Source organism: Actinoplanes sp. G11-F43, assembly GCF_050589265.1.
Classification (GTDB): Bacteria; Actinomycetota; Actinomycetes; order Mycobacteriales; family Micromonosporaceae; genus Actinoplanes.
In genome coordinates this window covers 42,190-52,712 of record NZ_JBNZCE010000060.1, presented here as the reverse complement: position 1 = coordinate 52,712, position 10,523 = coordinate 42,190, and the positions used below count along the sequence as shown (strand labels likewise).

13 protein-coding genes are annotated in these 10,523 nt (G+C 70.7%); 2 read left to right on the top strand and 11 right to left on the bottom strand.

Annotated elements, in window-relative coordinates; translation table 11 throughout:
* Positions 1-604 precede the first annotated feature (604 nt).
* Positions 605-1,819 (top strand): prolyl oligopeptidase family serine peptidase, encoded by a 1,215-nt coding sequence (locus ACQ0O7_RS43065; protein WP_430791706.1) that lies wholly within the window; start codon positions 605-607, stop codon positions 1,817-1,819.
* 103 nt (positions 1,820-1,922) lie between these two features.
* On the opposite strand, the gene ACQ0O7_RS43060 is transcribed toward ACQ0O7_RS43065, so the two are convergent.
* Entirely contained in the window at positions 1,923-2,450 is a 528-nt protein-coding gene (locus ACQ0O7_RS43060; protein ID WP_430791705.1) for a hypothetical protein, read from the bottom strand.
* A gap of 195 nt (positions 2,451-2,645) precedes the next feature.
* Here ACQ0O7_RS43060 and ACQ0O7_RS43055 point away from each other — a divergent pair, with 195 nt between their 5' ends.
* Positions 2,646-4,373, top strand: a complete 1,728-nt coding sequence (locus ACQ0O7_RS43055) for a polysaccharide deacetylase family protein (RefSeq protein ID WP_430791704.1) — start codon at positions 2,646-2,648, stop codon at positions 4,371-4,373.
* An 87-nt stretch (positions 4,374-4,460) separates the two neighbouring features.
* Here the strand turns inward: ACQ0O7_RS43055 and ACQ0O7_RS43050 are convergent, their stop codons facing one another.
* The 10 genes from ACQ0O7_RS43050 to ACQ0O7_RS43005 form a co-directional block, all read right to left on the bottom strand.
* Entirely contained in the window at positions 4,461-4,601 is a 141-nt protein-coding gene (locus tag ACQ0O7_RS43050; RefSeq protein ID WP_430791703.1) for a hypothetical protein, read from the bottom strand.
* A 20-nt stretch (positions 4,602-4,621) separates the two neighbouring features.
* Positions 4,622-4,915, bottom strand: a complete 294-nt coding sequence (locus tag ACQ0O7_RS43045; RefSeq protein WP_430791702.1) for a hypothetical protein — start codon at positions 4,913-4,915, stop codon at positions 4,622-4,624.
* 18 nt (positions 4,916-4,933) lie between these two features.
* Positions 4,934-5,143, bottom strand: a complete 210-nt coding sequence (locus ACQ0O7_RS43040; protein WP_430791701.1) for a helix-turn-helix domain-containing protein — start codon at positions 5,141-5,143, stop codon at positions 4,934-4,936.
* Positions 5,143-5,640 carry a DUF2975 domain-containing protein gene (locus ACQ0O7_RS43035; RefSeq protein WP_430791700.1) on the bottom strand — a complete coding sequence of 166 codons (498 nt, stop codon included), beginning with the start codon at positions 5,638-5,640 and terminating at the stop codon, positions 5,143-5,145. The genes ACQ0O7_RS43040 and ACQ0O7_RS43035 overlap by 1 nt, the downstream gene beginning before the upstream one ends.
* Before the next feature lie 78 nt (positions 5,641-5,718).
* Positions 5,719-6,519, bottom strand: a complete 801-nt coding sequence (locus tag ACQ0O7_RS43030; RefSeq protein ID WP_430791699.1) for an ABC transporter permease — start codon at positions 6,517-6,519, stop codon at positions 5,719-5,721.
* Positions 6,516-7,448, bottom strand: coding sequence for an ATP-binding cassette domain-containing protein (locus ACQ0O7_RS43025; RefSeq protein ID WP_430791698.1), 933 nt, complete (start codon positions 7,446-7,448; stop codon positions 6,516-6,518). Before ACQ0O7_RS43025 ends, ACQ0O7_RS43030 begins: the two co-directional genes overlap by 4 nt.
* 22 nt (positions 7,449-7,470) lie before the next feature.
* Positions 7,471-8,316, bottom strand: a complete 846-nt coding sequence (locus ACQ0O7_RS43020; protein ID WP_430791697.1) for a DUF4097 family beta strand repeat-containing protein — start codon at positions 8,314-8,316, stop codon at positions 7,471-7,473.
* Between the two features lie 109 nt (positions 8,317-8,425).
* Complete coding sequence (locus ACQ0O7_RS43015; protein WP_430791696.1) at positions 8,426-8,941, bottom strand: YlcI/YnfO family protein; 516 nt, start codon at positions 8,939-8,941, stop codon at positions 8,426-8,428.
* A 69-nt stretch (positions 8,942-9,010) separates the two neighbouring features.
* A complete protein-coding gene (locus ACQ0O7_RS43010; protein ID WP_430791695.1) occupies positions 9,011-10,288 on the bottom strand; it encodes a hypothetical protein in 1,278 nt (425 codons plus the stop codon).
* Between the two features lie 64 nt (positions 10,289-10,352).
* Entirely contained in the window at positions 10,353-10,496 is a 144-nt protein-coding gene (locus tag ACQ0O7_RS43005) for a hypothetical protein (RefSeq protein ID WP_430791694.1), read from the bottom strand.
* Positions 10,497-10,523 lie beyond the last annotated feature (27 nt).

Genomic DNA, 10,523 nt, shown 5'->3' with positions numbered 1-10,523 from the left:
CTTGTTCTCGGCCGCCTGATCACTTGCGGTCAGCTCCTCGCATGAGCGGCCCGCCGAGCTGAGATCTTGGTGGATTTACCACCGAAAACGGTGGTAAATCCACCAAGATCTGCCAGGGCCGAGGCCGGGCGTGGACACGCGCGCCGAGAATTGACCACGAGCGGGCTCGCCACCAAGAAGAAGACTCAAATCGGCGGCAAAGTGACCAAGATCGACCCGGGGAGGACATTAGCGCGGAGAGGACATTGACACAGGAAGGGCATTAGCGCAAGAAAGGCATTAGCGCAAGGAAAGCGCGGCGCAAGGAAAGCATGGCGCAGGGAGGGCGCGGTGCGGGGAGGGCGTTGGCGCGGGGAGGGCATTGGTGCGCGGAATTGGCGGCAAGTGGACCCAAGGGGCGAGATGAAGGCCGAAGCTGCGGGAAACGATCATGCTTCGCCACGGGAGGACCTCGCTAGATCAACAGCGGACGAGATCAGACCGCCAGGAAGCGCGCTCACCCTCCACTGGTAACGGATGGATAACGAGAGCGCCGCACCGACCTTCACAGAGGTAGACATGTGTCTATTCCGTTACGGATTTGTTTCCGGATGAGGGAGTGACCATGGGTCTGCCGATCAGTCGTCGTGCCGTTCTGGCCACCGGGGCCGGAGTCGCCGCCGGAGTGGCTCTGCCGGGCAGCGCGGCCCTGGCCGGTGGCAGCAACAGCGTCACGTTCACGCTCGATGCCCGGACCCTTGACGGTGGGGAGCAGGTCACCTCGGTCACCCTGGACACCTCGCGGCTCGGCCGGATCGATCCGGCCAGTGTCACCGCCGGCACCTTCGCCGTGCATGTCACGGCCACCAGCCCGATCACGGGGACCACAGCGGGCTACGACCTGGACCGCACGGTCACCGCCGCCCGGATGGACCGGCGTGGGGACATCGTGCTCGACCTGAGTTCTGCCGAAGGTGCGGTCGGCGGCAACACCCTCGGGTATCTCGTCAGCAGGGGCCGTAACGTGCGCCTGACTCTGGCGTACACCATCAGGCAGTTGACGCCTTTGATCGTCAAGGGTCGACCGGTCACGATCGGGCGGTTCCGGCAGGGGCGGTTGGGTAATCCCGAGGTCGACGTGTACCGGCATCACGAGTCCGCGTCGGGGATGAGGTATCGGCTGTTCAGTCCCGGACAGCGCGGGCGCCGGCCGCTGATCGTCTGGCTGCACGGCGGTGGGGAGGGCGCGTCACTGCCGGACGGCTACTACGACAACGAGACGACACTGCGCGCCAACCGTGGGGCGCTCGGTTTCTCCACTCCGGAGGCCCAGCGGATCTTCGGCGGGGCGTATGTGGTGGCCCCGCAGAGTTTCTCCGCCTGGATGCTGGACGGCCCCCGGTTCGCCCCGCTGATCCAGGAGATCGTGACCGACGTGGCCCGCCGGCACCGGGTCGACCGCCGCCGGATCTACGTCGCGGGGTGCAGTAACGGCGGCTACATGGCGATGAAGATGACGACGGTCTACCCGGCGGCGTACGCGGCCTCGGTCCCGGTCTGCGGTGTGGTGGCCGGGAGTCCGCCGCTGATCCCGGACGCCGAACTGGCCGCGATCACCACCCCGACCTGGCTGGTCACGTCCCGCGACGACACCACCGTGGATCCGGTGGCGAATACCGTGCACGCGCACGATCTGATCGCCCGGTCCCGGATGACGCTCTACGACAACGTGATCTGGAACGGTCACCAGTTCCCCGGCCACTGGTCATGGATCTACCTGGCCCGCAACGACCGGGGTTTCTGGCAGTGGATGGCCCGGCAGTCGCGGCCCGAGCGCTGACAGGCCACGCAACGCCACCTCGGCCTACCTCGGCTTCACCATGGCCGGGCACATCCTCGGCCGCGCCACCGCCGAGACACCCGCCGCTTGAGAAGCCCCCCGGTCACTCGCAGAACGCCGGATGGCCGTCGATGCGGGTGACCGGGCCGGAGCCGTCCCGGTGCTCGCCGGTCCACAACAGGTCCGGCTCGGCCCTGGTGCGGATCGCGTAGAAGCCGAACACCTCGTCGTACTCACCGGTGGCCGTGGGGATCAAGGACAGGGCCTTGCTTACGGGCGTGGTGGTGCTCACCCCGTAGGGCAGGTCCAACCGTGCCGACATCCGGCCCGGTGTGACCGTCCAGGAGGCGACGGTCTCCGGGGCGCCCGCTTTCGAGGACACCGTCACGGTCAGGTTCTTCCAGATCAGAGCCCGTTGCCGTACGTCGGTGGGGCCGGCGAGTTCACAGGGTGTCATCTTCCGGACCTTGGTGGGACGGCCGAGCAGGGCGGTCACCTCGGCTCTCATCGTGGCGGCCGGACCGCCGATGGCCACGCTGCCCACCGCACCGGCGGTCAGCCTCAGGCGCGGCGGTTCGGCGGCCGGCGCGGGTGTGATCGCCGCGACGGCCAGGATCGATGTCGTCAACACGTGCATGCATGATCAACGGGTGAAACCGGGCTCTGGACACCGGAGGGGTGTGGCGGATAACACTGGTGACAGTGGATTCGGGTGGTGATCTCATGATCGCTCGCTGTTCGCGACCCTGGCGGGGTGTGCGGACGCCGCCGGCGCGGGAAGACACCGACGGCGACCGATTTGACCTTGGGCGAGAGAATCCCACCGATGAACACCGATAAGCCCACCCCCGATGCCAGTACGCCCGGCGAGACCGCCCCGGTCGACGAGGCGGCCGAACCGACCGTCGCCCTGACCGCTCCCGGTGACGGATCGCCTGCTGAGAGCCCCGCCGACGAGCCGACGGTGCTGCTGTCACCGGCCGCCGCCGAAGCGACTGTCGATCTGTCGGCCGCCGAGGCCGACGCGGGGAACGAATCGACTGCCGACGTGTCGGCGGATTCCGCCTCGGGGGTGGAGGAATCCGAGCCGACGGTGGTCCTGACAGCGACAGCGACCGGGGTGGCCGAGGAGACGGCCGAGGCAGCCGAGGAGACGGCCGCTCTCCCGGTGGAGAAGGCTGAGGCGACGGTCACTCCGCCGGTCGCGGCGGACACCGGCGAATCCGGCAGAACCGTCGCCCTGCCCGTGGAGAAGTCCGAAGAGACGGTCACTCTCTCCGTGGGTGAGGTAGCCGCGGCAGTGGCCGCCGCGGAGGCTGCCGAGAAGACCGCGCAGGTCACCGAAGCCCTGAAGGTCGCAGCGGCCGCGGAGGACGAGGCGACCGCGGTGATCTCCGGCGGGGACGAGGCGACGATTGCCCTGCCCAAGCCAAGGACCTCGCCGGAAGCGACGGTCGCCCTGCCGGTGTCGCGGGTGGCCGCGCCCGCGGCGGAACCGGCGACCGCCCCGGAGCCACCGGCCGTCCCGCTGACGCCGACGCCGTCCTGGGCCTCGCGGGCTGGTGAGTTCGTGCCGGCTTCCGGTGGGGAGTCGACGGTCGCGCTGCCGCCGGTACCCGCTCAGCGGTCCGCGCCGACGGTGACGCCGCCGCCCGCCGAGCCGACGATCGCGCTGCCGCTCGGCCCTCGGACCGACCCGGACGGGTTGGGGACCGCCCCGGCCGTACCGCCGCAATCGAGGCCGTTGAGTCGTCGCCGTCTGCTCTGGGCCATTCCGGCGATCGCCGGGACCGCCCTGGTCGGCGGGACCGTCGCCGCGCTGGCCGGGCGGGACACCCCGGCCGCCACCAAGGCGCCCAACCTGGTGGTCAGTGAGCCGCCCCCGCCGATCCCGTCGCCGGCGCCGACCACGCCCCGGCCCACCGCCCCGGTCATGAAGGTTCCGGTGCACACCCTGGCGGACTTCCGCAAGGTGGTCCCGGGTGACGACTTCCCCACCGACGCGATCGCGCTGACCATCGACGACGGGCCACACCCGGTGTGGACGCCGCAGATTCTGCGACTGCTGGAGAAGTACCACGTACCGGCGCTGTTCTGCATGATCGGCAACCAGGTGCTGGGGCATGAGCCGACCGCCCGGGATGTGGTCGCCGACGGCCACCACATCGCCAACCACACCTGGAGCCATCCGCTGAACGTGGCCGAACTGTCCGCCCGCAAGGCGCTCAAGGAGATCGACCGGGCCCAGGACAAGATCTACAGCACTACCGGGTACGCGCCCACCCTGTTCCGCGCCCCGGGCGGCGCCTGGTCCGACGGCCTGTCGAAGTCGGTGTCGAAGAGCAGTGTGATCCCGATGGACTGGACCACCGACCCGCGCGACTGGTCCCGCCCCGGGGTGGCTCACATCACCAAGCGCCTGATGGCCGCCAAGCCCGGTCAGATCCTGCTGTGTCACGACGGTGGTGGGGACCGTTCGCAGACGGTGGCCTCGTTGAGGAAGGTGATCCCGGCGTTGCAGGCCAAGGGTCTGAAGTTCGTGGCTCTGGTCTGATCACCGGATGCCACACGCATCGTCGTCGGCTGATCTGATCGGCCGGTACCCGCCACCGGCGACCGGGGCGGGCCCGAGCAGCGTCCGTCATTCCGGCGGGGTGGCGCCTCCGGTGGCCGTCTTGACCGCCGTGGCGATCCGGCGTGACGCCGCGAGGTCGGCCGGGTCCAGGCGGCCGATCAGGTATTCGCGGACCGCCGCGACGTGGCCCGGGGTGGCCGCCTCCACCACCCGGTAGCCCGCGTCGGTCAGGGTGGCGACGGTGCGCCGGCCGGGGCAGGGACCCGGGCACGGGCCGGCAGCCCGCGTTTCTCCAGCCGGCCGACCACGTGGGAGAGCCGGGACAGCGACGACGAGGTGCGGGCGGCGAGTGCCCGCCGCACGGTGCCGAGCAGGAGCATCCGCCGGCTGCGCTGGCCGGCCCAGAGTGTCCGGACGGCCGCCGGCCAGCAGCTGGCCGAGCTGGTCGCCGGGTGTCCGATGGTGGGTGAGGCCGAAGCCGTCCACTGGTTGCCTCCGCCCGGACCGATGGGCGTCCACATGGACGCCTGTCGGTGAATCTAGTCGTCGGGGACCCACCGGAGGATGTCTCCGGGCTGGCACTCCAGGACCCGACAGATCGCGTCCAGGGTGCTGAACCGGATGGCTTTGGCACGGCCGTTCTTCAGGACCGAGATGTTGGCGGCGCTGATGTTGACCGCGGCCACGAAGTCACCGACCGACATCTTGCGCTTGGCCAGTTGCACGTCGATGTCGACGATGATCGCCATCAGACGACCTCGTCCAGCTCGCTGCGCAGCGCGATCGCCTTCCCCAGCAGGTGACGGCCGACCAGGGTGAGCAGGAGCAGGGCCACCGACCCGGCCACCGAGGCGGCCGAGCCCATCCACAGGCCGATCACCTCCATGCCGTCGGCGGGTGACGGGATGTCCGCGAACGTCACGTACACCAACAGCACGAAGGTCACCACCGCGGCGCCGGCGGCCGCACCGAGCAGCACGTTCACCCAGGTCATGGCGGGTGGCTCGAAGACCGAACCGGCGCCCGCCCGGTGCAGCAGCAGGATCGACGCGACGATCCACGCCTGGACGCAGAGGACGAAGAGGATCGCCGCCGTGACCAGCGGGACCCGCAACGGCTCGTACGGCGGGAACCGCTCCACCTCGTCGGCGGCCACCGCCGGGATCAGGACGGTCTGCGCCCAGATCCCGGCGAGGAGCACGAACCCGAGGAACGCCTGCAGCAGGACCACCAGTGTGCGATGCATATATCGATATTCGATATCCAGCCATCGAAAGTCAAGCCATAAGACTCGAATATCGGAACACGATGGCTGGCTCACCGGTCAGCCGGCCCGGTTGTAGAGGCGCTTGGCCCACAGGTAGCCGACAGCCGCGATGCCGGCGCACCAGGCCAGCGCGATCCACACCGTGCCGCCGAGTGGGGTGCCCATGAGCAGGCCGCGCACGGTTTCGATGATCGGGGTGAAGGGCTGGTACTCGGCGAACCAGCGGATGCCCGCCGGCATCGAGTCGGTGGGGACGAACCCGCTGCCCAGGAACGGCAGCAGGATCAGCGGCATCGGCGTGTTGCTGGCCGTCTCCACCGTCTTCGCCGCCAGGCCCAGCGCCACGCACAGCCAGACGAACGCGAACGCCATCACGGTCAGGAACCCGATCGCGGCCAGCCACCCGAGCGGGCCGGCGGTGGGACGGAAGCCGACCAGCACGGCCACGCCGGTGACCACGGCCACCGCTAGCATCGCCTGGATCACGCTGCCGAGGACATGGCCGGTCAGGACCGAGACCCGGGCGATGTGCATGGTCCGGAAGCGCATGATGACGCCCTCGGTCATGTCCATCGCCACCGAGATGGCGGTGCCCTGCACGGCCGCCATCACCGTCATCATGATGATCGCCGGCGCCACGTAGTTGGCGTAGTCGGCCCGCCCGCCGCCCTCGCCGAGCCCGGCGCCCAGGGTGCCGCCGAGCACGTAGACGAAGAGCAGCAGGAAGACGACCGGCATCAGGACCAGCGTGAGCGTCATCGACGGATAGCGGATCATCCGCCGGAGGTTGCGGCGCAGCATCGTCGCCGAGTCGCGCAGCGGATGCGGCCGGGGAACGGCCGGGGTCATCGTCGTCATCGGGAGGCGGCCTTTCGATCGGTGAGGGCGAGGAAGACGTCGTCCAGGTCGGGCGTGTGCACGGACAGTTCGCCGACCTCGACGGCCCGCTCGTCGAGGCGCCCGATCAGGGTCTTGAGCGCGGTCAGGCTGCCGTCGCTGGGCACCCGCAGGGCGAGGGAGTCGTCCTCCCGGGTGGCGTCGCCGAGCACCCGCAGGGCGGCGCTGAGGCGCCGCTCGTCGGCGAACCCGAGACGGACGTGCCCGCCCGGGATGCGCCGTTTCAGGTCACCGGGGGTGCCCTCGGCGACGATGCGGCCGCCGTCCAGGACGGCGATCCGGTCGGCGAGTTCGTCGGCCTCCTCCAGGTACTGCGTGGTGAGGAAGATGGTGACGCCCCCGGCGACCAGGGACCGGACGATCTGCCACACCTCACGCCGGCTGCGCGGGTCGAGCCCGGTGGTCGGCTCGTCCAGGAAGATCACCCGTGGGCTGCCGATCAGGGTCATCGCCAGGTCGAGGCGGCGCGTCATGCCGCCGGAGTAGGTGCCGGCCGGTTTCCCGGCCGCCGTGGTCAGGTCGAACCGCTCCAGCAGCCGGGTGACACGCTCCCGGCCCTCGCCGCGGGGCAACTGGTTCAGGTCGGCCATCAGCCGCAGGTTCTCCGCGCCGGTGAGCAGCTTGTCGACGGCGGAGAACTGGCCGGTCACGCCGATCGCGGCTCGCACCGCGTCCGGCTCGCGGGTGACGTCGTGGCCCTCCACCCGGATGTCGCCGGCGTCCGCGCCGACCAGTGTGGAGAGGATCTTGACGGTGGTGGTCTTGCCCGCGCCGTTGGCGCCGAGCAGGGAGAAGACGGTGCCCCGGGGCACGTGCAGGTCGATGCCGTCGAGGACGGTGTGGTCACCGTAGGCCTTGCGCAGCCCGGTGACGGAGATCGCGGCGGTCATGGTGGGTCCTCTCGGCCGGAAGCTAGCGGGATCGGTGGATGCGGATGTCGCCGTGGGAGGTCCGGCCCCGCACCTCGACGGTGTCGTCCGCCTCGCCGGGGCCGGGTGCGTCCGCCAGATCGGTCCGCACCTTGCCGAACGACGTGTCCACCTCGAGCCAGGCGGCGGTGCCCGCGGCGACGCCGACCTCCAGGTCGCCCATCGAGGTGCCGAGCGTGATCCGGCCCCTGATCACCTCGCCGAGCCGGATGTCGCCGCTGGACGTCCGGGCGTCGACCCCGGCGCCGGCCCGGTCGACCCGGATGTCGCCGTTGGCCGAACGGACCTGCACGTCCCCGGAGGCCTGGTCGAGGATCGTCTCACCGTTGGAGTTGCGGATCACCGCGGTGCCGTCGACCTCGCCGATCTGCACCTTGCCGGAGCCGGTGGTGATCTCGGCGTGACCGGTGACGGAGCCGACGGTGACGTGCCCTGCCGAGGTGTTCACCCGGAGCGGGCCGCTGCGCTCGATCCGGATGTGCCCGGCGGAGGTCTTGACCCGGGCCTCGCCGATCCGCCCGGCCCCGGCGAAGTCGCCGGATGCGATCTCGGTGCTGATCCGGGAGTTTTCCGGCAGGCCGACGGTCACCTCCACGGAGCGGCTCTTGCGGGAGAAGTCGAAGGTGCGTTTCGGCGCGATGACCCGCAGCACCCCGTCGGCGAAGTCGACGCGGATCTGGCGCGCGGCCTCCACGTCGGACTGGTCGCCGGGGTCGCTGGGCTGGACGTCGACCACGGTGTCGGCACGGTCGGAGGCGGTGACCCGCACGTCGCCGATGGCCAGCTCGATGATGACGTCGATCGATGCGGGAGTGTCGAAAACAGGCATGGTTGTCCCCTCGAAGTGGGTCGGTGGAGCGTCCCCGCAGGTCAGGGACGCCTGAGGTGGCCGGGCTCGGCGACGCGATCCACGCGCCGGAACCCGGGCCGGACCGGGATCAGCGAACCCAGCCGGTGAAGGTCCTGCTGGATCGGGTGGTGTCACCCCGCGGCTCCGGCCGCGCGGTGTGGGCGGGCTGCTGCAGTGATGCGGCGGCGGCCCGGACGAGCCAGGCGTTGACCGAGCGCCCCTCCTTGGCGGCGGCCTCCTCGACGGCGGCCTTGAGCTGCTCGGGCAGGCGCACGTTGATCCGGGCGGACGGGCCGTCCTCGCCGAACAACGGCTCGGCCTCGGGCGCCGGAGCGGCCGGCTCCGGCGCGGCGGATGGGACGGGTGGCGGGGTGACGACGAAGTCCGGGTCTCGGCCACGCAGGCGCAGCTCGACCGAACCGGGGGCGAGGTCGCGGGTGATCTCGTCAGCGGCGGCCGACAGCGTCTCCAGCAGGGTCATCCGGATCGCCGACTCGAGCGATCCGGTCAGGCGCTCGACCAGCGCACGCGCCTCGTCGCCGCCGGCCTCGGCAAGGGTCGCGAACTCACGGCCGAGATTGCTCACATGCACGGTCAAGTCCATGACGCCATCGTGGCACAGCAGTGGTGCCACATCAAGAAGTTTCTGTGCCACACTGGCACCATGATGGCATCAGTGCCCGAGGGCGACCTTCAGCAGCGACACTCCCGCAGCCGCTCCGGCCAGGGCGAATCCGGCGATCAGCGTCCGCAGCGAGGCTCGCCGCGACCGCAGTCTCTCGATCAGCAGACCGATGAGCGCCATCCGGAAGAGCAGCCACCCCTCCGCGCCGAGGACCGCCGCCCGCTCCGGGATCCACCCGGCCCCACCGGCCACGAAGAGCAGCACCGGCACCAGCCCGGATGTGACGATCGGCAGCGCGTCCCGCAGCTCGTGCAGCAGGTCCGCGCGGCTCATCGGCTCCTCCGACCGCACGTTGTGGCCGACCACGTCGGCGAAGACGTGCGCGACGAAGGTCGACACCGCCGTCCCCAGCACCAGCAGCGCCGCGTGCCCGTGGTGCAGGTCGCCGGTGGTCAGCGGCACGGTCGCCGCGAAGACCAGGATGTTGCCGTAGACATAGGCCGAGATCCGCGCCGCCGCCTGCCCGCGGGTCAGAGCCGGATCCGCCCGGTACCGGATGATCCGGTACCGCCTTCCTCGATCTCGCATGCCTCCACCGTCACATGCCGGCTCGCCCTCACCCGGCTGGACAGGCCAAGAGATCAAGCCGATCTGGTTCGGGATGGGCCCACCGCCCGCAGGCACCGCGCCACCTCGCTGCGCCGGGTCACGCCCAGTTTCCGGAAGACACTGGTCAGATGCTGTTCCACGGTGCTGGCCGTGACACACAGCCGGGCCGACGTCGTCCGGCCGGACCGACGCGCACACGCCCGCGTGGTGCCCGGCGGCCAGGACCCGGCCGGCGAGCACGTGTGGCAGAGCCCGCTCCCCCGCCGTGGACAGGCCGAGGACGAACGGCGACCGAGCCTCCAGGAACCCTTCGGCCAGCACTCCCGGCGAGCATTGCAGGCTCAGCCCGGGACGATCCACGAGATCGAGGATCCGGGCGGCCGGCAGCGGGACGGTTCCGCCCCGCAGGTGGATCACGGCCCGGTGGACACCGGTCAGGGCGTCGAGCGTCTGCCGGAGCGGCTCCTCGTCGGCGGGCGTGGTCACGCTGATCGTCACCTGGTCCGGCAGCAGATCGCGGTCGACGACCGTACGCAGGAAGGCATGGTCCTCGGCCCGCACCGCGGGCGATCCGACCTCGATCTCGCACAGGCCGGCCTGGATCAGCTGCCGGAGGACGGTGAGCCGCCGCGCCACACTCATCGGCCGCCCGCCGCTCAGATCGGTGGCCAGCCACCGCGGCGCCGAGGCGACCGCCGTGTGCCGAAAGGGATGCACCGACGGGGACGGGCGTCGCGATGATCCGCCTCTGGGTTCCACCGGGCCATCGTCGGCGGGTCCGCTATCGATCCACCTTCGCCCCTCTATCGTGTGCCGGTTCAGCAGGCGACGCCCGGGCTTCGGCCAGCAGGGACAGCGTCCGGGCCTCGAAGACCGGGACCCGGATCCCACGGAACGCGGCCAGCGCCCACTCCAGGCCGGCCACCGCACGGTCCGTTTCGCCTCGGGTCAG

Bases quoted from the DNA above. Each gene is read 5' to 3' on its own strand.
- ACQ0O7_RS43065 (WP_430791706.1), top strand. From the start codon at position 605: ATGGGTCTGCCGATCAGTCGTCGTGCCGTTCTGGCCACCGGGGCCGGA.
- ACQ0O7_RS43055 (WP_430791704.1), top strand. From the start codon at position 2,646: ATGAACACCGATAAGCCCACCCCCGATGCCAGTACGCCCGGCGAGACC.
- ACQ0O7_RS43045 (WP_430791702.1), bottom strand. From the start codon at position 4,915: ATGTGGACGCCCATCGGTCCGGGCGGAGGCAACCAGTGGACGGCTTCG.
- ACQ0O7_RS43040 (WP_430791701.1), bottom strand. From the start codon at position 5,143: ATGGCGATCATCGTCGACATCGACGTGCAACTGGCCAAGCGCAAGATG.
- ACQ0O7_RS43035 (WP_430791700.1), bottom strand. From the start codon at position 5,640: ATGCATCGCACACTGGTGGTCCTGCTGCAGGCGTTCCTCGGGTTCGTG.
- ACQ0O7_RS43030 (WP_430791699.1), bottom strand. From the start codon at position 6,519: ATGACGACGATGACCCCGGCCGTTCCCCGGCCGCATCCGCTGCGCGAC.
- ACQ0O7_RS43025 (WP_430791698.1), bottom strand. From the start codon at position 7,448: ATGACCGCCGCGATCTCCGTCACCGGGCTGCGCAAGGCCTACGGTGAC.
- ACQ0O7_RS43020 (WP_430791697.1), bottom strand. From the start codon at position 8,316: ATGCCTGTTTTCGACACTCCCGCATCGATCGACGTCATCATCGAGCTG.
- ACQ0O7_RS43015 (WP_430791696.1), bottom strand. From the start codon at position 8,941: ATGGACTTGACCGTGCATGTGAGCAATCTCGGCCGTGAGTTCGCGACC.